The organism is Acidovorax sp. AC410, from assembly GCF_979253235.1.
This window is the reverse complement of record NZ_CEEDCG010000001.1, coordinates 2,734,400-2,755,545: the sequence shown is the minus strand read 5'-3', so window position 1 is coordinate 2,755,545 and position 21,146 is coordinate 2,734,400. Positions and strand designations below refer to the sequence as shown.

17 protein-coding genes are annotated in these 21,146 nt (G+C 66.5%); 6 read left to right on the top strand and 11 right to left on the bottom strand.

Features of this window, described 5'->3' with window-relative positions:
* Positions 1–3: 3 nt before the first annotated feature.
* The 3 genes from AC0IZS_RS12855 to AC0IZS_RS12845 all read left to right on the top strand — a co-directional run bounded on the left by AC0IZS_RS12855 (position 4) and on the right by AC0IZS_RS12845 (position 4,620).
* Positions 4–1,860 (top strand): AMP-dependent synthetase/ligase, encoded by a 1,857-nt coding sequence (locus tag AC0IZS_RS12855; RefSeq protein WP_471635971.1) that lies wholly within the window; start codon positions 4–6, stop codon positions 1,858–1,860.
* Between the two features lie 316 nt (positions 1,861–2,176).
* Entirely contained in the window at positions 2,177–3,340 is a 1,164-nt protein-coding gene (locus AC0IZS_RS12850; RefSeq protein ID WP_471635970.1) for an ABC transporter substrate-binding protein, read from the top strand.
* Positions 3,341–3,456: 116 nt separating this feature from the next.
* Positions 3,457–4,620 carry an acyl-CoA dehydrogenase family protein gene (locus tag AC0IZS_RS12845; protein WP_471635969.1) on the top strand — a complete coding sequence of 388 codons (1,164 nt, stop codon included), beginning with the start codon at positions 3,457–3,459 and terminating at the stop codon, positions 4,618–4,620.
* 25 nt (positions 4,621–4,645) lie between these two features.
* Here the strand turns inward: AC0IZS_RS12845 and AC0IZS_RS12840 are convergent, their stop codons facing one another.
* Positions 4,646–4,951 carry a hypothetical protein gene (locus AC0IZS_RS12840; RefSeq protein WP_007862169.1) on the bottom strand — a complete coding sequence of 102 codons (306 nt, stop codon included), beginning with the start codon at positions 4,949–4,951 and terminating at the stop codon, positions 4,646–4,648.
* Between the two features lie 247 nt (positions 4,952–5,198).
* Here AC0IZS_RS12840 and AC0IZS_RS12835 point away from each other — a divergent pair, with 247 nt between their 5' ends.
* From AC0IZS_RS12835 to AC0IZS_RS12825, 3 genes are all read left to right on the top strand, one after another.
* On the top strand, positions 5,199–5,828 hold the full coding sequence (locus tag AC0IZS_RS12835) for an outer membrane beta-barrel protein (protein WP_471635968.1): 630 nt from the start codon (positions 5,199–5,201) through the stop codon (positions 5,826–5,828).
* Between the two features lie 147 nt (positions 5,829–5,975).
* Positions 5,976–7,181: an acetyl-CoA C-acetyltransferase gene (locus AC0IZS_RS12830; protein ID WP_471635967.1), complete on the top strand. Its 1,206-nt coding sequence runs from the start codon at positions 5,976–5,978 to the stop codon at positions 7,179–7,181.
* Between the two features lie 23 nt (positions 7,182–7,204).
* Entirely contained in the window at positions 7,205–9,364 is a 2,160-nt protein-coding gene (locus AC0IZS_RS12825) for a 3-hydroxyacyl-CoA dehydrogenase NAD-binding domain-containing protein (RefSeq protein WP_471639513.1), read from the top strand.
* 643 nt (positions 9,365–10,007) lie between these two features.
* On the opposite strand, the gene AC0IZS_RS12820 is transcribed toward AC0IZS_RS12825, so the two are convergent.
* The 10 genes from AC0IZS_RS12820 to slmA form a co-directional block, all read right to left on the bottom strand.
* Complete coding sequence (locus AC0IZS_RS12820; RefSeq protein ID WP_471635966.1) at positions 10,008–10,784, bottom strand: enoyl-CoA hydratase; 777 nt, start codon at positions 10,782–10,784, stop codon at positions 10,008–10,010.
* 89 nt (positions 10,785–10,873) lie between these two features.
* Positions 10,874–11,755, bottom strand: a complete 882-nt coding sequence (locus tag AC0IZS_RS12815; protein ID WP_471635965.1) for an acyl-CoA thioesterase — start codon at positions 11,753–11,755, stop codon at positions 10,874–10,876.
* A gap of 27 nt (positions 11,756–11,782) precedes the next feature.
* Complete coding sequence (locus AC0IZS_RS12810; protein WP_471635964.1) at positions 11,783–12,670, bottom strand: alpha/beta hydrolase family protein; 888 nt, start codon at positions 12,668–12,670, stop codon at positions 11,783–11,785.
* Positions 12,671–13,013: 343 nt separating this feature from the next.
* Positions 13,014–14,213, bottom strand: a complete 1,200-nt coding sequence (locus AC0IZS_RS12805; protein ID WP_322595517.1) for an acetyl-CoA C-acyltransferase — start codon at positions 14,211–14,213, stop codon at positions 13,014–13,016.
* 15 nt (positions 14,214–14,228) lie between these two features.
* The gene (locus AC0IZS_RS12800; protein WP_471635963.1) at positions 14,229–14,744 is read right to left on the bottom strand and encodes a DUF4442 domain-containing protein; all 516 of its coding nucleotides are present in this window, start codon (positions 14,742–14,744) and stop codon (positions 14,229–14,231) included.
* A gap of 12 nt (positions 14,745–14,756) precedes the next feature.
* Complete coding sequence (locus AC0IZS_RS12795) at positions 14,757–17,177, bottom strand: 3-hydroxyacyl-CoA dehydrogenase/enoyl-CoA hydratase family protein (protein ID WP_471635962.1); 2,421 nt, start codon at positions 17,175–17,177, stop codon at positions 14,757–14,759.
* A 94-nt stretch (positions 17,178–17,271) separates the two neighbouring features.
* Complete coding sequence (locus AC0IZS_RS12790; RefSeq protein WP_471635961.1) at positions 17,272–17,712, bottom strand: DUF2147 domain-containing protein; 441 nt, start codon at positions 17,710–17,712, stop codon at positions 17,272–17,274.
* A 47-nt stretch (positions 17,713–17,759) separates the two neighbouring features.
* On the bottom strand, positions 17,760–19,556 hold the full coding sequence (locus tag AC0IZS_RS12785; RefSeq protein WP_471635960.1) for an acyl-CoA dehydrogenase C-terminal domain-containing protein: 1,797 nt from the start codon (positions 19,554–19,556) through the stop codon (positions 17,760–17,762).
* A 5-nt stretch (positions 19,557–19,561) separates the two neighbouring features.
* Positions 19,562–20,296 carry a TetR/AcrR family transcriptional regulator gene (locus tag AC0IZS_RS12780; RefSeq protein WP_471635959.1) on the bottom strand — a complete coding sequence of 245 codons (735 nt, stop codon included), beginning with the start codon at positions 20,294–20,296 and terminating at the stop codon, positions 19,562–19,564.
* Positions 20,297–20,458: 162 nt separating this feature from the next.
* Positions 20,459–21,121 (bottom strand): nucleoid occlusion factor SlmA, encoded by a 663-nt coding sequence (gene slmA / locus AC0IZS_RS12775; RefSeq protein ID WP_471635958.1) that lies wholly within the window; start codon positions 21,119–21,121, stop codon positions 20,459–20,461.
* Positions 21,122–21,146 lie beyond the last annotated feature (25 nt).

Sequence of the window (21,146 nt, the reverse complement as noted above, 5' to 3'; positions counted from 1 at the left end):
GGCATGTCCAATCTATGGGACCTCTCCCACATCCAGCCGGCCGGTACCGACGTGCTCGCAGGCGACACCATGGCCGCCATGTTCTGGAACGGCGTGGCCGAGCGCGGCCCGCGCGTGTGGATGCGCCAGAAGAAGCTCGGCATCTGGAAGAGCTGGACCTGGGACCAGACCGCCGATGCCGTGCGCGAGATCGCGGGCGGCCTGATGGCGCTCGGGTTTGCACCGGGCGAATGCGCCTCCATCCTGTCGAGCACCAACATCGAATGGGTGCTGGCCGATCTGGCCGTGCTCAGCTGCGGTGGCGTCTCCAACGGCATCTACCCCACCGACGCGTCCAGCCAGGTGCACTATTTGAGCGAGGACTCGCGCACCAGCGTGCTCTTCGTCGAGGACGACGAGCAACTGGACAAGGCGCTGGAGGTGCGCGCGCAACTGCCGCTGCTGCGCAAGATCGTGGTCTTCGACATGGAGGGCCTGCGCAGCCTGGCAGACCCCGGCATCATCAGCCTGCAGGACCTGCGCGCGCTGGGCCAGGACTGGAACCAGCAGCACGCAGGCGAACTGGAGCGCCGCGTGCAGGGCTGCAAACCCGAGGACGTGGCCATCCTGGTCTACACCTCGGGCACCACCGGCAAACCCAAGGGCGCCATGCACACCCATGCCGCGCTGGCCTATACCGTGCGCGGCTACAACACGCTGATCTCGCGCACCGAGGACGACGAGGCCATGTGCTTCCTGCCGCTGTGCCACATCGCCGAGCGCATGGGGGGCGAATACTTTTCGCTGTACACCGGCTCGCGCCTGAACTTCGTGGAGAACCCCGACACCGTGCCCGAGAACGTGCGCGAGATCGCCCCCACCGTATTCACCGCCGTGCCGCGCGTGTGGGAGAAGTTCTATTCGGGCGTGATGATCGCGCTCAAGGAATCCACCGCGCTGCAGCAGGCGGCCTATGCCTGGTCCATCGGTGTGGGCACGCGCATTGCCGAGCAGGTGCTGACCGGGCAGCCCGTGGGCGCCGGGCAGAAGCTGCAGTTCCAGCTGGCGCGCTGGCTGGCGCTCAACAATGTGCGCAAGCTCATCGGCATCCACCGCGCGCGCTTCCTGGTCACCGGTGCGGCGCCCATCTCGCCCGACCTGGTCAAGTGGTACCTGGCCCTGGGCGTTCCCATGCTGGAGGTGTGGGGCATGACCGAGACCTGCGGCGCCGCCACCGGCGTGCCCGCCAGCCGCATCAAGCCCGGCTCCATCGGCCCCGCCGCCAGCTATAACGAGGTGCGCGTGGACCCGGGCACGGGCGAGATCCAGGTGCGCGGCCCGAACGTCTTCAAGGGCTACCTGAACCAGCCCGAGAAGACGGCGGAGACCATCTCCCCCGATGGCTGGCTGCACACCGGCGACGTGGGCGTGATCGACGCCGACGGCTACCTGCGCATCACCGACCGCATGAAGGACATCATCATCACGGCCGGTGGCAAGAACATCACGCCGAGCGAGTTGGAGAACGAGCTCAAGTTCAGCCCCTACGTGACCGACGCGGTGGTGATCGGCGATGCGCGCCCCTACCTCACGGTGATCATCATGATCGACCAGGAGAACGTGGAGAAGTACGCGCAGGACAACGACGTGCCGTTCTCCAACTACGCCAGCCTCACGCGCGCGCCCGAAGTGCAGGCCCTGATTCAGGCAGAGCTGGACCGCGTGAACACCCGCTTCGCGCGCGTGGAGCAGATCAAGAAATTCTTCCTGCTCGATACCCAGCTATCAGCCGAGGACGAGGAGCTGACCCCCACCATGAAGCTCAAGCGCAAGCTTGTGCAGCAGAAATACGCGGCCCAGATCGAGGCCATGTACCGCTGATACGGATTTGCCTTCAACCGTCTAGCGTCGTTGGTTCGCCTTGCCGTGCTAAAGCACTGTCTGCGGCTCCCGCCTGGCCATACGATCAAATGCAAATCCGTAGAAGAGGCTGAGACCCGCCCATAGGGAAAGTGCTGGTGCCCGGGTCCGGGCATCGTTCTATAACGACGAATCCGATCCATCCAAGGAGACGTGTCATGAAACTTCATCCCATTGCCGCGCTGGCCATCGTGGCCATGTCCAGCGGCGCCGGCTGGTGCCCGGGTCCGGGCATCGTTCTATAACGACGAATCCGATCCATCCAAGGAGACGTGTCATGAAACTTCATCCCATTGCCGCGCTGGCCATCGTGGCCATGTCCAGCGGCGCCGCCCAGGCCCAGGCCACGCAGGGCGTGGCCAAGGACAGCATCACGCTGGGCTCCATCCAGGATCTGTCGGGGCCGCTCGCGGGCTTTGGCAAGCAGGTGCGCCTGGGGATGATGCTGCGCGTGGACGAGGCCAACGAGCAGGGCGGCGTCAACGGCCGCAAGCTCGATCTCAAGGTGGAGGACTCTGGCTACGACCCCAAGAAGGCCGTGCTGGCGGCGCAGAAGCTCGTCAACCAGGACAAGATCTTCATGATGGTGGCGCACATCGGCACGGCGCAGAACCTGGCGGCCATGCCGGTGCAGTTCAGCAAGAACGTGATCAACTTCTTCCCGGTGACGGCCGCGCGCGAGATGTACGAGCCCTTCCACAAGCTCAAGTACTCGTTCGCCGCCACCTACTACGACCAGATCCGCCTGGCCGCGCCCAAGCTCATCAAGGAAAAGGGCGCCAAGAAGATCTGCACCATCTACCAGGACGACGAGTTCGGGCTGGAGGTGATGCGCGGCGGCGAGGCGGCTCTGAAGGCCATGGGCATGGACTTCACCGAGAAGACCTCGTACAAGCGCGGCGCCACCGACTTCTCGTCCCAGGTGGCGAAGATGAAGGCGGCGGAGTGCGACTTCGTGGTCCTGGGCACCATCATCCGCGAAACCATCGGCACCATCGGCGAGGCGCGCAAGACCGGCTTCAACCCCACCTTCCTCGGGTCGAGCGCGGCCTACACCGACCTGATCCACAAACTCGGCGGCAAGCCCATGGATGGCCTGTACGCGACCATGACGGTGCAGCACCCCTACCTCGATGAGGCCTCGCAGCCGATCCGCTTCTGGGCCACCAAGTACAAGACCAAGTTCAATGAAGACCCCACGGTGTTCTCGGTTTACGGCTATGGCGCCATCGACGCCTTCATCCGCGCGGCACAAAAGGCCGGCACCTCGCTGACCACAGAGAGCTTCATCAAGGCCATGGACACCATGGTGATCCCGCCCGACATGTTCGGCAGCGCCGAGGCGACCTACGGACCGCAGAAGCGCCTGGGCAGCGACCTGTCGCGCCTGTCGCAGATCCAGGACAGCAAGTGGAAGGTCGTGTCGGACTACGTCAAGTAGGCAGGTCCACGATCGCCTGCCAGGCCGCCCCGCATGGGCGGCCTTTTTGTTGCCGCGAACCCATGGCAGAATTTTGAAAAGCGCCTGCTTTGCAAAATGACTCCGGAGACACAACCATGATCGAACGCACCCTCTTCACCGCAGACCACCAGGCTTTTGCCGGAAGCTTTGCGCGCTTTCTCGACAAGGAGGTCGCGCCGCACCACGCAGCCTGGGAGGAGCAGGGCTATGTGGACCGCGCCGTATGGACCAAGGCTGGCGAGAACGGCTTTCTGTGCATGGCGCTGCCCGAGGAGTACGGCGGCGCGGGCGCCGACAAGCTTTACTCGGTGGCGCAGATGGAGGCGATTGCGCGTGCCGGCTTCACCGGCATCGGATTCGGGCTGCACAGCGAGATCGTGGCCCCCTACCTCCTGCACTATGGCACCGAGGAACAGAAGCGCCGCTACCTGCCGCAGCTGGCCAGCGGTGCCATGGTGGGCGCCATCGCCATGAGCGAGCCGGCCGCCGGCAGTGACCTGCAGGGCATCAAGGCCACGGCCGTGAAAAGCGCCGATGGCTCGCACTATGTGCTCAACGGCAGCAAGACCTTCATCACCAACGGCTGGCACGCCGACCTGGTGATCGTGGTCGCCAAGACCGACCCGGCCGCCGGCGCCAAAGGCACCAGCCTGTTCCTGGTGGAGCGCGGCATGCCGGGCTTCGAGAAGGGCCAGCGCCTGAAAAAGCTGGGCATGAAGGCACAGGACACCTCCGAGCTGTTCTTCACCGACGTGAAGGTGCCGGCAGACAATCTGCTGGGCGGCCCGGCCATGGAGGGGCGCGGCTTCATCTGCCTGATGGAGCAACTGCCCTGGGAGCGCCTGCAGATCGCCATCACCGCCGTGGCCGCGGCCCAGGCGGCCATCGACTGGACGGTGGACTATGTCAAGCAGCGCAAGGTCTTCGGTCAGCCCGTGGCCAGCTACCAGAACACCCGTTACACGTTGGCCGAACTGCAGACCGAGGTGCAGGTGGCCCGCGTGTTCGTGGACAAGTGCTGCGAGCTCATCGTGGCCGGCCAGTTGGACACCGCCACGGCCAGCATGGCCAAGTACTGGACCAGCGACCTGCAGTGCAAGGTGATGGACGAATGCCTGCAGCTGCACGGGGGCTATGGCTACATGTGGGAGTACCCCATCACCCGCGCCTACGCCGATGCCCGCGTGCAGCGCATCTACGGCGGCACGAACGAGATCATGAAGGAAGTGATCACCCGCGCGATGGGGCTGGGCAAGTAGCCCGAGCCGCTGCCTGGGGCTGCGCTTACAGCAGCCAGGTCTCGCGGATTTCTTCGGGGCTGAGCTTGCGCGGGGCCGGTGCAGCGCCGCGCACCTGCAGCCAGTCGCGCACGCCATCACGGCCGCTGAGGCCGCGCACCAGCAGCACCCCGGCAGCGAGGCCGCGCACGGCGGCCGCACTGCGGCTGGGTGCCATCAGTGCGGATACCGCCAAGCCCGCGCCGGCGGCCAGGGCCAGGTGGTGCTCGAGGAAAAAGCCGGAGCGCGCGTCGTCGTATTCGATGGCGTCACGCGCCAGGCGCTGCAGGGATTCGGAGAGGGTTTTTGCCATTGTTCTGATGGGGGCGGTCAATATGCGGCCCAGCTTGCGCAGGATAAGGCCATGAAGGGCCGGCCTACAAGAAACTGTTCACAGGTGACAGGATAGCGCGTTGCTGGCGCAACTCCATGCAGGCCGATTCCTACACAGACCACTTACCAAATCCCACGTGCTGTTACAGGGCGGCCGCCTAAATTGGAAGTCAGGCGGCCCGCGCTTGCGGGCGTCGAGAACGGTGTCCTTACCCTGGGAGACTTCCATGAGACATGCACGGCGCAGCAGCACTTCCCCCTGGCTCATTGCCGCCATCGGCGGCGCCCTCTTCGGCGTGATGTGCGGCGTAGCGCGCGCGCAAGCGCCTGCCGATGCGCCCATGCCCTCCTCCAGGTCCATCCTGCCCTTCACCCAGGCGGGCTACGTGGGCCTGTCGGGCGGGCGTTCCCGGTACGACCTGTACTCCGGGCCGTCCGGGGTGGCCTACGACGACAGCGACACGGCCTGGAAGCTCAGCACCGGCGGCTACTTTCACCGCAATTTCGGCGTCGAGGTGGGCTACCTCGATTTCGGCCGGGCCTACCGGCTGGACGGAAGGACCAAGGCCCGGGGCCTGAACCTGAGCCTGGTGGGGCGCGCGCCCATTGGCGACCGCCTGGAACTGTTTGCCAAGGCTGGCACCACCTACAGCCGGACCTTCACGTCCGCCCCGCCCGTCTATGGTCTGCAGACCGGCAGGAACAGCGGCATGGGTCTGTCCTTCGGCGTCGGCGCCAGCTGGGGCTTCACGCCCAACGTCGCCGCCGTGCTGGAATGGGAGCGCCACCGCCTGCACTTCGCGGACGATACGGCGCCCGCCGACCTGGCCACGGTGGGCGTGCGCTACAAGTTCTGACCGCCCCCGCTCCCCGGGTACCGCCGGCCGACCTGCCCTTGCGGTAGCCGTCGGCCGCCCGTGCCTCAGCTGTCGCCATTTATACAAAGCAGATGATCTGTATAAAGCCGTACCATCCTATACTGCGGCGACAACTGGAGACACGCCATGACACAAGCCTATGTGTTCGATGCCATCCGCACGCCGCGGGGCAAGGGCAAGAAGGACGGCAGCCTGCACGAGGTCAAACCCATCAGCCTGCTCACCGGCCTGCTGACCGAGCTGCAGCGCCGCCACCGTTTTGACACCGCCGCGGTGGACGACATCGTCATGGGCATCGTCTCGCCCGTGGGCGAACAAGGCTCGGTGCTGCCCAAGGTGGCGGCACTCAAGGCAGGTTGGGACTTCCGCGCTTCGGGTCTGCAGGTCAACCGCTTTTGCGCGTCGGGCCTGGAGGCCGTGAACCTGGCCGCGCAGAAGGTGCGCTCGGGCTGGGAGGACCTGGTGGTGGCGGGAGGCGTGGAGAGCATGAGCCGCGTGCCCATTGGATCCGATGGCGGTGCCTGGGCACAGGACCCGGACACCAACTCGGCCACGCTGTTCGTGCCCCAGGGCATCGGCGCGGACCTGATCGCCACGCTCGACGGTTTCACGCGCTCCGACGTGGACGCCTATGCAGTCGAATCCCAGCGCCGCGCCGCCGCAGCGCGCGCGGCCGGGTACTTTCGGCGGTCGGTGGTACCGGTGCAGGACTTCCTGGGCCTGCCCATCCTGGAAGAGGACGAGTTCATCAAGCCGCAGACCACGCTCGAAGGCCTGGCCGCGCTCAAACCCTCGTTCGAACAACTGGGCGGCATGGGCTTCGACGCGGTGGCGCTGCAGCGCTACCCGCAGGTGGAGCGCATCCACCATGTGCACCATGCGGGCAATGCCTCGGGCATCGTCGATGGCGCGGCGGCGGTGCTGATCGGCAACGAGGCGGCGGCCGCTGCCCATGGCCTTACGCCGCGCGCCCGCATCGTGGCCACGGCGCTCAGCGGTGCCGACCCGACCATCATGCTCACCGGCCCCGTGCCGGCCGCACGCAAGGCGCTGGCCAAGGCGGGCCTGGACATCGGCCAGATCGACCTGTTCGAGGTCAACGAGGCCTTTGCCGCTGTGCCCATGCGCTTCATGCGCGAACTGGACGTGCCACACGAGAAGGTCAACGTCAACGGCGGCGCCATCGCCATGGGGCACCCGTTGGGGGCCACCGGCGCCATGATCCTGGGCACGCTGATCGACGAGCTGCACCGTCGGCAACTGCGCTATGGCCTGGCCACCCTGTGCGTAGGCGGCGGCATGGGCATTGCCACCATCGTGGAGCGCGTGTGATGACGATGACGACAGAGAACACCATGCAGACCATCCACTACGAACTCCTCGACGCCGCCGACGGCAAGGTGGCGCTCATCACCTTCGACGAACCGGACTCCAGCGTCAACACCATGTGCCGCCAGTGGCAGGCCGACCTGGGCGAGGCCACGGCGCGCGTGGTTGCCGACCGCGCCCAGCTCAAGGGCGTGGTGCTGGCATCGGCCAAGACCAGCTTCTTCGCGGGCGCCGACCTCAAGGCCACGATGCGGCTCACGCCGGCCGATGCGCCCACGGCCTTCGGCGAGATCGAGCGCATGAAGCAGCACTTTCGCACGCTGGAAACCCTGGGCATCCCGGTGGTCAGCTGCCTCAACGGTGCGGCCCTGGGCGGCGGCTGGGAGGTGGCGCTGGTGGGCCACTACCGCATCGCCGTGGACAACCCACGCATCCAGTTCGGCCTGCCCGAGGTGACCCTGGGCCTGATGCCCGGTGCCACTGGCATCACCAAGATGACACGCCTGCTCGGCCTGATGGGTGCGCAGCCCTACCTGCTTGAAGGCAAGCTGTTCAACCCGCGCGAGGCGCTGGAACTGCAGCTGGTGCACGAACTGGTGGCCACGCCCGAGCAGTTGCTGCCTGCCGCGCTGGCACGCATCGCCACGCACCCGCATTCTGTGCAGCCCTGGGACGACAAGAACCACAGGATGCCCGGAGGCACGCCTTCCAACCCCAAGGTGGCCGGAGCGCTGAGCGTGGCCCCCGCCGTGCTCAAGAAGACCACGCGCGGCCGCTACCCAGCGCCCGAGGCCATCCTGGCCACCATGGTCGAAGGCGCCATCGTCGACTACGACACGGCGCTGCGCATCGAAAGCCGCTACCTGGCCCGCCTGATGACCGGGCCCGTGGCGCGCAACATGATCAACACGTTCTTCTTCGACATGAACGCGATCAAGAGCGGCCAGTCGCGCCCCGGCCAATCCCCGCGCTACAAGCCGCAGAAGGTCGGCATCCTGGGCGCCGGCATGATGGGCGCAGGCATCGCCTGGGCCCAGGCCAGCCGGGGCATCACCACCGTGCTCAAGGATGTGAGCCAGGAAAAGGCCGAGGCCGGCAAGGCCTACAGCGCCAAGCTCTCGCAGGCACGCGTGGACAAGGGCCGCATGGAGGCCGCTGCGCAACAGGCGCTGCTCGGCAAGATCAAGGCCACCGCCGATGCCACCGACCTGGCCGGCTGCGACCTGGTGATCGAGGCGGTGTTCGAGAGCCGCGACCTCAAGGCGAACGTGACGCGCGAGGCCGAGCCCCATCTGGCCGAAGGCGGCTTCTTCGCCAGCAACACCTCGACCCTGCCCATCACCGGCCTGGCCCAGGCCAGCAGCCGGCCCGCGAAGTTCGTGGGCATCCACTTCTTCAGCCCGGTGGACAAGATGAAGCTGGTGGAGATCATCCGCGGCAAGGAAACCGACGACGAGACCGTGGCGCGTGCGTTCGACTACGTGCAGGCCCTGGGCAAGGTACCCATTGTGGTCAACGACTCGCGTGGCTTCTATACCAGCCGCACCTTCGGCACCTACGTGATGGAGGGCGCGGCCCTGCTCGGCGAGGGCGTACCCGCCGCGCTGATCGAGAACGCGGCGATGCAGGCCGGCATGCCCGTGGGGCCGCTGGCCGTGCTGGACGAGACGGCGCTGACCTTGAGCGTGCATGTGCTGGACCAGACCCGCGCGGACTACGCGGCCGAGGGGCGCAGCTACATCGCCACGCCCGGCGAGCTGCTGGTGGAGCGCATGGTCAAGGAACTCAAGCGCCCTGGCCGTTCGGGTGGGGGCGGGTTCTATGACTACCCTGCGGGTGGTCGCAAGCAGTTGTGGCCTCAACTGCGTTCGCTGTTTGAAGGCGTTGCTGGTTCCGAGACCTTGGGCGTGCAGGAGATTCAGGATCGATTGCTGTACCGGCAGGCGGTGGAGACGGCGCGGTGTCTGGCGGAGGGGGTGCTCACCAGCGTGCATGATGCGAACATCGGGTCGATCTTCGGGATCGGGTTTCCGGCCTGGACTGGGGGGGCGATGCAGTTCATCTATGGGACAGGGGTCGAAGCATTCCTGGCGCGGGCAGATGGGTTGGCGCAGCGGTTCGGGGCTGGGTTTGCGCTGGATGCTGCGGCGCGTGATGCGATCGCGCGATTTCAACCCCGGTATTGATGCGAAAGCCGAATTTCTTGCTGAACGACTTGCTTTGTTGAAGGGCGGAGGCCGGGATGTGCGCCCGGCGGCGCAGTAACTTTCTCTTGGCCGCCAAGAGAAAGTCACCAAAGAGAAGGCGGCCCCCAGTCTGCGTCCCCCGTTCGCCCTGTCGGGCGAACGGGGGCAACCTGCGATGCTCGGAACAGGGGTGGGGAGCGGGGTCCAAACGGCTGCTGCTGCGCAGCTGCGCCGGGTGTCGGGTCGCGCTGCGCGCTGCCGACGGTGTGGGCGCGATCGCCCTGGCGAGCCGAGCGAAGCAATGGCCCGTGTGGAGCCCGTTCCCACCCCCTTCTGACCGTGCCGAGAAGCGCAGGGCCTGGGGTGAGCGCGTGCCGAAGGACACGCGCATCGTGAACTGACTCACCGCGGTTGTCCGAGCGGAGTTCGCCCGAAGGGGGAACGCAGCGAGTTCCGCGGTGCACCCCAGGCCCGAGCATCGCAGGCTGCCCCCTCGCCCACCGGGCGAGGGGGACATGGGCAGCGGGGTCGCCTTTCTTTGGGGTACCTTTCTTTGGCGACTCAAAGAAAGGTACCTCGGCTGCCGGGCCGAGACCCGGCCTCCGCCCTCAGCAAAGAAGAGGAGCAACCACCATCAAAAAAATCAAACCTTGCTGAAGTCCGGCTTGCGCTTCTCCATGAACGCCGAGAACGCCTCGCGCGCAGCAGGCTCGCGCAGCATGCGCCCAAAGCTCGCGCCCTCTTCACCCATACGCTCCAGCACCGGCTGAATCTGCCCCTTCTTCATCAACCGCTTGGTCTCGATCAACGCAGACAAGGGCTTGGCCGCGAGCTTCTTCGCCTGCGCCTGTGCCACGCCGTTGCACTCGGTAGGCGGCACCACACGATTGACCAGGCCCACCTCCAGAGCCGCCTCGGCCATGAAGGGCTCGCCCAGCAGCAAGGCCTCGGCCGCGCGGTGGTAACCCATCATCTGCGGCACCAGCAGGCTCGAAGCCGCCTCGGGGCACAGGCCCAGGTTCACGAAGGGCATGGAGAACGCCGCGTTGTCACCCGCGTAGACCAGGTCGCAATGGAACAGCATGGTCGTGCCGATGCCCACGGCAGGGCCGCAGACGGATGCGATGACGGGCTTGGGAAACGCGGCAATACCGTGCAGGAAGCGGAACACCGGCGAGTCCTGCGTGGCCGGTGGCTGCTGCAAGAAGTCGCCGATGTCGTTGCCGGCGCTGAAGATTGCCACATCGCCCTGGAACACCACCACGCGCACGGCGGCGTCCGCCTCGGCGGCAACCAGCGCGTCGGCCATGGCCGCGTACATGGTGGTGGTGATGGAATTCTTCTTGTCCACCCGGTTGAAGGTGATGGTGGTGACACCGGCTTCGGTGTGGACGAGGATGTCTTGGGTGGAGGCGGTCATGGCTGAAATCTCGGGGTTCGGGGTGAGTGGGGCATCGAAGGGCGGATGCAGTGGGCGCAGGATACTGGGTGCTGCCTCGCATCCATCCATCATTCCTTGTAATAAACGATCTGGTGGCTCGTGGCCAGCATGGTGCCGGCCTCGTTCCAAAGCTGTGCGGTCTGGTCGAAGAAACCGTTGCGGAACTCCTGGCCGCGGGCCTGGCCCAGCAGGTGGCCGGTGCCGGTGGCCTTGAGTTGCTCGGCGCTGGCGTGGAAGTACACAGTGATGGACACGGTGCCGGCCGGCACGCGGCGCGCGCGGCGCAGCCAGACGCGCGGGTAGAACACATCGGCCAGGGCGGCGAGCGACAAAAAGTCCAGCGGTCGTGGTGGCGCATCGCGCATCCACAATTGCGTGGTGCTGTGGTCGCCGCTACCGTCCCAGGTGTTGGGGATGGGGCCTTTCAAGGGGCGCATTTCATAGCGGTTGATCCACTCGACCCCCTGCCTGGCAATGGCCGCCAGCTCGGCGGGCGGCGTCACCTCGGGCATGGGAAGGTCGCCCACGCTCCAGGTCTCGCGGCGCACGGCCGTGACCGCGGTGCCGGTGGTGGTGACCACCAGCGCGCCCTCGGCATCGGCCTGCAGGATGGACAGCGTCCAGTGCTGGGTGGAGCGGTTGGTGCGCACGGGCACGGCCTGGATGGTGAAGGCGCCCTCCACCAGGGCCCCCGCGTAGTTGACGGTGAGCGACAGCGGATCGCCCAGCCGGTCCGGGTGCAAAAGGATGGCATTCAACAGGCTGGCCGCCGTGACACCACCAAACGGGCCGACCATGTTCCAGTAACCGGGGTGGGTCTTTCCTTGGTACTGTCCCAGGATATCGACGCTGGCGGACAACTGCAGCGCTTCGTCGAGCGGGTGGTGGTGTTGGTCGGCGGGTGCCGAAGCGTCGTCGCCGCCGTGCGGGGTCTGGGTGCTGCTGGTCATGCGCTGAGTGTGCCGCGAATTGCCGGACTACACCGTCGTGCCGGTGACTGTGGCCGCGCCCAGCCCGGCCAGCAAAGCCGCCGCGGCGCGCGGCCACAGGCTGCTGCTGAACTGGTCGCGAAAGAAGCCGAAATGCCCGATGCGGCGCACCTGCAGATCCGCCGGGGTGATGCTCTCGACCCGGCGCTCGGTGTTGGCATACAGGTTGACCAGGTTGTGCGTGCCGCGCAGCGTCATGAGCTCGTCGTCGCTCATCGACAGCGCCAGCACCGGAAAGCGCACAGCCCCGTAGCTCTGCGCCACGGCAGCCCCTTCGGCCCCCACGCTGTAGGCGGGGTTCAGGCACCAGCGGCGCCACTGCAGGATCACGCCGGCCGGCAGGTCGCCCACCTTCCTGAGCGTGCGCCCCGGAAAGTAGCCGCACAGCCGCGTGGCCAGCGGCACCAGCACCCACCAGAAATACGGAACGATGCGCTTGAGCTGCGGCGCATTGTCGCGCCAGTACCCACTGCCCGCCGCCACGCTCAGCAGCCCATCGACCTGCCCCGGGTTGCGCAGCAACCCCGGCAACTGCGCCCCCAGGCTGTGCCCCAGCAGGTACAGCGGCGACGCCGGCAGCGCGGCCTTTGCGGCCGAGATCACGGCCTCATAGTCCTGCGCCCAGTCGAACAGATCCGCCTTCACGGCGCGCATCGGGCCCTGCAGCGAGTCCCCATGCCCGCGGTAGTCAAACGTGGTGACCCGAAACCCCTGCTGCGCCAGCCAGCGCGCAAACGCTTCGTAGAACGCCTGCCGCACCCCCATGGCCCCGCCGATGACGACACTGGCGCGCGCGGCACGGGTGCCACCCTCGGGCTCGTACACGCGCATTGCCAAGGGCACGCCACCATCCACCTGCAAAGTCTGCTTGTCCATGTCCGTCTCCTGTGAAGACCGATCTGCGCCGGTTCAATGGAAAACACTTCAAACAATCCCGCTCTTCAAACCCCGCCCTCAAGGGCGTAGCGAGCGGTCTTCAGGCTAGGCGGACGGAGCACAGCAACCGGAACGTACTTCCTGTACGTGAGGATTGCGAGCACCGCCCAACGACGCCTGGAGGCCGCTCGGTAGCCGGCCCCACCACCCCGCCCTCAAGGGCGTAGCGAGCGGGATGAGCTGCTAGGCGGACGGAGCGGAGCCACCGGAACGTACTTGAAGTACGTGAGGATGGCGAGCACCGCCCAACGACGCAGATCGCCCGCTCGGTAGCCAGCCAACATCAAACGGATTCGAAGATGCCGGCGGCTCCCTGTCCCATGCCTACGCACATCGTGACCATGCCGTACTTGAGCTTGTTGCGCTTGAGCGCATGCACCACCGTGGCCGAGCGGATCGCGCCCGTCGCACCGAGCGGGTGCCCCAGCGCGATCGCGCCGCCCATGGGGTTGACCTTGGAAGGGTCCATGCCCAGCGTATTCATCACCGCCAGCGACTGCGCCGCAAAGGCTTCGTTCAGCTCGAACCAATCGATGTCCTGCTGGTTCAGGCCTGCATAGCGCAGGGCCGCAGGGATCGCCTCGATCGGGCCGATGCCCATGATGTGCGGCGGCACGCCCTTGGACGCATAGCTCACGAAGCGCGCCAGCGGCGTCAGGCCGAAGCGCTTGACGGCGGCCTCGCTGGCCAGGATCAGCGCACCGGCACCATCGCTGGTCTGCGAGCTGTTGCCGGCCGTGACGGAGCCGCGCGCGGCGAACACGGTCTTGAGCTTGGCCAGTCCTTCGAGCGTGGTGTCGGGGCGAGCGCCCTCGTCCAGGCCCACGGTGCGGCTCTTGGCAATCGACTCGCCGGTTTCGAGGTTCGCCGTGCGGTCGGTCACTTCGATGGGGGTGATCTCATCGGCGAAGTAGCCGGCCTGCTGGGCGGCCAGGGCTTTCTGGTGCGACTGCAGCGCGAACTGGTCCTGCGCATCGCGGCTGACCTTCCACTGCTGGGCCACCTTCTCGGCCGTGAGGCCCATGCCGTAGGCAATGCCCACGTCGCCGTCGCGCTCGAAGATCGAGGGCGACAGCGAGGGCGAGTTGCCCATCATGGGCACCATGCTCATGCTTTCCACACCTGCCGCGATCATCACGTCGGCCTCGCCCACGCGGATGCGGTCGGCCGCCATCTGCACGGCCGACAGGCCCGATGCGCAAAAACGGTTGACGGTGATGCCGCCCACGCTGGTGGGCAGGCCGGCCAGCACGGCGCCGATGCGCGCGATGTTCAGGCCTTGCTGGGCTTCGGGGATCGCGCAGCCGCAGATGATGTCCTCGATGGCTTTCGGATCGAGCCCGGGCGCCGCCGCCAGCGCTGCCTTGAGCGTGGTCGCCAGCAGATCATCAGGCCGGGTGTTGCGGAAGAAGCCGCGGTGCGAACGCCCGATGGGCGTGCGCGTGGCAGCAACGATGTAGGCTTCCTGGACTTGTTTGGCCATGGTGGTGAAACTCCTTCAATTCTTGGCTGGGCGGCTGGAGGGAATCCAGGCCCAGGTAAATGCACATTCGACCGGCTCGGCGCCGGCCTCATCGGTCACGGTGACGGTGACCTGAACCTCGCCCTTGTCGCTGGCCTGCATGGCGGCGCGCTGCTCGGCGCTGAGCACGGCCACGGCCTTGAGGCCGCCCGTGGCGCGCTTGCGAAAGGCCATGCTGAGCTCCTTGGCCAGCGGGATGCAGTCGTCGCGCACGTTCATGCCCACGACCATGCCCGTGGCCGTTTCGGCCAGCAGGTTCATGGCCGAGGCATGCACGCCACCGATGTGGTTCTGCACACGGTGGTCGTTGGCCAGATGCACCTCGACCCGTTCGGGCGTGAGCGACACGAACCTGACACCGGCCGTGCCCGTGAAGGGAACGGCGCGGCGCAGGATGATGTTCTGCACGAAGCCGCGCATGAAGGCCGGGGCTTCGTCCAGCCGCATCAGCGAGCGCTGCAGCTTGTTCGGGGGACGGTTAGCGTCGTTCATGGAGGCGACCGGTCAGTTGCGCACGGGCTTGCCAGTGGACAGCATGCCGAGGATGCGCTCCTGCGTCTTGGGGTGCTCGATGAGGGCGCAGAACGCCTTGCGCTCCAGCGTCATCAGGTACTCCTCGCTCACCAGGGTGCCGGCATCGACATCGCCGCCGCAGACCACTTCGGCGATCAGGCCGGCGATGTGGAAGTCGTGCTGGCTGATGAAGCCGCCGTCGCGCATGTTGACCAGCGAGCCCTTGATGGTGGCGATGCCGCTGCGGCCCGCTACCGGGAACAAACGCTTGGCCGGCGCACGCCAGCCGCCCTTGGCCAGGGACTTGGCCTCGTTGATGGCCACGAACAGCAGCTCGTCCTTGTGCGGCACGATCACGTCGCTCTCGAGCAGGTAGCCGAGCTTGCGCGATTCGAGCGCGCTGGTGCCCACCTTGGCCATGGCCGCAGCCGTGAAGCCTTCGGTCAGGAAGGGCAGGATGTCCTTGCCCGTGGAGGTGGCGGCGTTCTCGGCCGCACGGCGGGCGATGTAGGTCAGGCCGCCGGCGCCGGGCACCAGGCCCACGCCGACTTCGACCAGGCCGATGTAGCTTTCCATGTGCACCACGCGGCGGGCCGAATGCACGGCCAGCTCGCAGCCACCGCCCAGCGCCAGGCCGCGCACGGCGGCCACCACGGGCACGTTGGCATAGCGGATGCGCAGCATGGTGTTCTGCAGCTCGGCCTCTGCCCCTTCGATGGCGCTCACGCCGGCCACCATGAAGGCGGGCAGCATGGCCTGCAGGTCGGCACCGGCGCTGAAGGGCTCGTCGCCCGACCAGATCACCACGCCTTCATAGTCCTTCTCGGCGATGTCCACGGCCATGGCCAGGCCCTCGGCCACGTCGGGGCTGATGGCATGCATCTTGGTCTTGATGCTGGCGATCACGATGCCGGTGCCGGGCGCGCGGTCAGCGCCTTCCAGCGTCCACAGGCGGATGGCATCGTCCTCGTGCAGCGTCGTGCCAGCGGTGGCGAAGTCGGGCAGCGCCTCACCGAGCAGCTTCTCGGGGAAGTGTTGGCGTTCATACACGGGCAGCGCACGGCGCGCGATGAACTTCTGCGCCGATGCGCTCCACGAGCCTTGTGCGGTATGCACGCCACCGGCCTCGGCCACGGGGCCCTTGAACACCCACTCGGGCAGCGGTGCCTTGGACAGCGCCTTGCCTGCGTCGATGTCCTCCTGGATCATCTTCGCCACGTCGAGCCAGCCGGCTTCCTGCCACAGCTCGAAGGGGCCTTGCTTCATGCCGAAGCCCCAGCGCATGGCCTGGTCCACGTCGCGCGCATTGTCGGCAATGGTGCCCAGATGCACGGCGGCGTAATGGAAGCTGTTGCGCAGGATGGCCCAGAGGAACTGGCCCTGTGCGCCTTCAGCGTTGCGCAGCAGGCGCAGGCGCTCGGCGGCGGGCTTCTTGAGCATGCGGCCATACACCTCGTCGGCCTTCTGGCCGCCGGGCACGTACTCTTCGCTCTCCAGGTCAAAGCGCAGCACGTCGCGGCCGACCTTCTTGTAGAAGCCGGCCTTGGCCTTCTGGCCCAGGTTGCCCAGTTCGAGCAGCTTTTGGAGCACGGCGGGCGTGCCGAAGCTGGCGTAGAACGGATCGCTCTTGTCGTCCAGGTTGTCCTGCAACGTCTTGATGACGTGGGCCATGGTGTCGAGGCCCACCACGTCGGCCGTACGGAAGGTGCCGCTCGATGCGCGGCCGAGCTTCTTGCCCGTGAGGTCATCCACCACGTCGTAGGTCAGGCCGAAGTTCTCGACTTCCTTCATGGTCGCCAGCATGCCGGCGATGCCCACGCGGTTGGCCACGAAGTTGGGCGTGTCGTGCGCGCGCACCACGCCCTTGCCCAGGCCGCTGGTGACGAAGGCTTCGAGCTGGTCGAGCACTTCGGGCGAGGTCGTGGGCGTGTTGATCAGCTCCACCAGCACCATGTAGCGCGGCGGGTTGAAGAAGTGGATGCCGCAAAAGCGCGGCTTGATGCTCTCGGGCAGGGCCTCGGAGAGCTTGGTGATCGACAGGCCCGAGGTGTTCGATGCCACGATGGCATGCGGTGCGACGAAGGGCGCGATCTTCTTGTACAGATCGAGCTTCCAGTCCATGCGCTCGGCAATGGCCTCGATGATGAGGTCGCAGTCGCGCAGTTGCTCCAGGTGCTCTTCATAGTTGGCCTGACCGATCAGGGCGGCGTCGTCCGCCACGCCCAGGGGCGAGGGCTTGAGCTTCTTGAGGCCTTCGACGGCGCGGGTGACGATGCCGTTCTTCGGGCCTTCCTTGGCCGGCAGGTCGAACAGCACCACGGGCACCTTGACGTTGACCAGGTGCGCAGCGATCTGCGCGCCCATCACGCCTGCGCCGAGCACGGCGACTTTCTTCACTTGGAATCTTGACATCGGTGTTTTCTCCATGAGGACGACAGCGGCGCAGCGCCCTGCCCTCGTTGTTGCGCACACCTGGCATGGCCAGGTGCGTGCGGTTGTCTTTCTCTTACTGCACCCGTATCCAGGTCTGCGTGCGACCGAAGGGGCCGATGGAGCCGCGTACTTCGAGCTTCTTGCCGCCCTCGATGGGCGCCATGCGCAACGTGTAGTTGCGGCCGTTCTCGGGGTCGAGAATCTTGCCGCCCTCCCACACGTCCTTGCCGTCGGCCTTCTTCGCGCCGCGAATCAGCTCCAGGCCCAGCAGCGGCTTGCCCTTGCGGTCATCGCTGCACTCCGCGCACACCTCGTCGGGCTTGGCGTCCTTGGCCAGGCGCTTTTCCAGCACGCCGGTCAGGGCACCGCCACCCGCGTCGCGGATGCGGATCTCGGCCTTGGCCTCGCCGGTCTTGTCGTCGACGTTGCGCCACAGGCCTTCGGGCGTCATCTGCGCCCAAGCCGGTGCCGCAAAGGCGACGAACGCAAGGGCGGCTGTTGCTGCTTTGTACATGGACGCTGCTCCGTGGTTCAAGGGGTCGGGATCCGCAGGCCAGCGACTCAGGCCAGGGCCAGGTCGGTGTCCATCAGCACCCTGCTGCCGGCACGTGCCGTGCGCATCAGCGTCGCCGTCTCGGGGAAGAGCTTGGCGAAGTAGAAGCGCGCGGTCTGCAGCTTGGCGGGGTAGAACGGGTCGGTGTTGCCGGCAGCGATCTCGCGCAGCGCGACCTGGGCCATGCGGGCGAACAGGTAGCCGAACACCAGGTGGCCGGCCACGCGCAGGTAGTCCACAGCGGCGGCGCCCACTTCGTCGGGGTTCTGCAGGCCCTTGAAGCCGATCTCGGTGGTGAACTTGGTCATCTGGTCGGCCAGGTAGGCGACGGGGTTGATGAACTCGGCCATCTTCTCGTTCACGCCCTCTTCCTCGACCAGTTTGCCCACCAGCTTGCCGAACTTCTTGAGCGAGGCGCCGTTGTTGCCCAGGATCTTGCGGCCCAGCAGGTCCAGCGACTGGATGGTGTTGGTGCCTTCGTAGATCATGTTGATGCGGTTGTCGCGCACATACTGCTCCATGCCCCATTCCTTGATGAAGCCATGGCCGCCGAAGACCTGCATGCACGCATTGGTGGCGATGTGGCCGTTGTCGGTAATGAAGGCCTTGACGATGGGCGTGAGCAGGGCCACGAGTTCCTCGGAGTCCTTGCGCACCTTCTCGTCGGCGTGGCCGTGGGCCTTGTCCAGCAGCAGCGTGCAGAAGATCTGCAGTGCGCGGCCGCCTTCGGCATAGGCCTTGGCGGTGAGCAGCATCTTGCGCACGTCGGGGTGCACGATGATCGGATCGGCATCCTTGTCCTTGGCCTTGGTGCCCGACAGGCTGCGCATCTGGATGCGGTCCTTGGCATAGGCCAGGGCGTTCTGGTAGGCCACCTCGGTCAGGCCCAGCGACTGGTTGCCCACGCCCAGGCGGGCGGCGTTCATCATCACGAACATGGCGGCCAGGCCCTTGTTGGGCTGGCCCACCAGGGTGCCGACCGCGCCGTCGATGGCGATCTGCGCCGTGGCGTTGCCATGGATGCCCATCTTGTGCTCCAGCCCGGTGCAGAAGATCGGGTTGCGCTCGCCCAGCGAGCCATCGGCATTGATGTTGAACTTGGGAACCACGAACAGGCTGATGCCCTTGCTGCCCTTGGGCGCATCGGGCAGGCGTGCCAGCACCAGGTGGACGATGTTGGCGGCCATGTCGTGCTCGCCGGCCGAGATGAAGATCTTGTTGCCGGTGATCTTGTAGCTGCCGTCGGCCAGGGGCTCGGCCTTGGTGCGCAGCAGGCCCAGGTCGGTACCGCAATGGGGTTCGGTCAGGCACATGGTGCCGGTCCACTCACCGCTGGTGAGCTTGGGCAGGTACAGGGCCTTCTGCGCGTCGGTGCCGTGCGCGTGCAGTGCCTCATAGGCGCCGTGCGACAGGCCGGGGTACATGGTCCAGGCCTGGTTGGCCGAGTTCATCATCTCGTACAGGCACTGGTTGAGCACGAAAGGCAGGCCCTGGCCGCCGTAGGCGGGGTCGCAGGAGAGGGCCGCCCAGCCGCCTTCGACGTACTTGGCGTAGGCGTCCTTGAAGCCCGTGGGGGTCTTCACTTCGTGGGTGGCCTTGTCCAGCACGCAGCCTTCGGTGTCGCCGCCGATGTTCAGCGGGAAGGTGACCTCGGCAGCGAACTTGCCGGCTTCTTCGATCACGGCATTGATGGTGTCCACATCCACTTCGGCATGGGCCGGCAGGGCCTTCAGTTCGTCGCTGACCTTGAGCACTTCGTGCATGACGAATTGCATGTCGCGCAGGGGCGGCGTATAGCTGGGCATGGGGGTTACTCCTTGGAGATGGTGGTTTGGTTGGAAACTTTGCGGCGTGCCGCAGCGGGTGCTGCGGCCACAGGTGCGGATGCCTGCACGCTGTAGCGCGCCAGGATGTTCTGAAAGCCCGTGACGGAGCGCGCCATGGAGCCGGGGGTGCGCAGGAAGCGCGCTTCGTAGTGCAGCGCCAGGATCAGGCCGTGGATCTCGAAGAGCATCTGCTCTTCATTGGTGTCAGGGCGCAGTTCGCCGCACTCCTTGCACTGCTCGATGGCCCGGCGCATGGCGGCCAGCCAGGTGAGGACCGAGCTGGCCAGCGCGTCGCGCACGGGGCCGTTGCGGTCATCGAACTCGACCGCACCGCTGATGTAGATGCAGCCCGAATCGATCTCGATCGAGGTGCGCTTCATCCAGTTGTCGAACAGCGCACTCAAGCGCGCCACGCCGCGCGGGGCCGACATGGCGGGGTAGAACACTTCCTGCTCGAAGCGGGTGTGGTATTCGCGGATCACCGAGATCTGCAACTCCTCACGCGAGCCGAAGTGTGCGAACACCCCCGACTTGCTCATGCCTGTCACATCGGCCAGGGCACCAATGGACAGGCCTTCAAGCCCGATGTGCGTGGCCAGGCCCAGCGCCGCCTCGACGATGACCGCCTTGGTCTGCTGGCCTTTTTGCAGGGCACGGCCCGTGCCGCTGCGGGGGCGCGGAATGCGGGTGACCGGGGTAGAGTCGGAGGTGGCGGGCATGCGTGCAAATAAAAACGAACGTTCGTACTATTCTGCAGCATATTTGCCCTGCCACCAAAGGCCTCTCCAAAAATAGGGAGACCGTACCAAAACTTTGTTGCATGGCGACGACCCGCAAGGCGCGGGCCAGGGATCTCAGGAGCTAGCGGGCGGCTTGCGCGTTCAGAGCATCAGCGCCAGGCTGGCATCCAGGTGCTCGGTGGGCATGCGCCGAAAGCCCGAGCGTGCGTAGCGCTGCAGGCGCCCGAGCACGAAGGCGGTAAGCACGCTGGCAGCCACCTGGGTGTCGACGGTGGGCGTGTCCGACGCAGCGGCAGCAGGCCGCAGGCATTGGCGCAGCGTGGACTCGATGCGGTCGAAGAACTGATTCATGCGCTGTTGCAGGCGCTCGTGCTCGAACACCAGCGCATCGCCCACCATCACGCGCACCATGCCCGGGTTGCGCTCGCCGAACTGCAGCAGCACGGCGACGATGCGGGCGGCCTGGCGCCGGCCTACTTCGGCCGGCTGGTCGGGGTCGGGCACCTCGCGGCCGGTGATCTGCTGCACCAGCGCAAACACGGACTGCTCGATGAAATCGATCAGCCCCTCGAACATCTGTGCCTTGCTGGCGAAGTGGCGGTACAGCGCTGCCTCGCTCACCGACAGGCGCGACGCCAGTGCCGCCGTCGTGATGCGCTCGGCCCCCGGCTGCTCCAGCATGGTGGCCAGCATCTGCAGGATCTGCACCCGGCGCTCACCGGGCTTGGGCCGCTTGCGCGCGGCAGGGCTGTCCCCTGCTTCGGCAGTGCTGGCTGGCTCGGGAGGCGTGAAAAGATCGGACATGCGCAAAGATGGAATAAGTACGCTC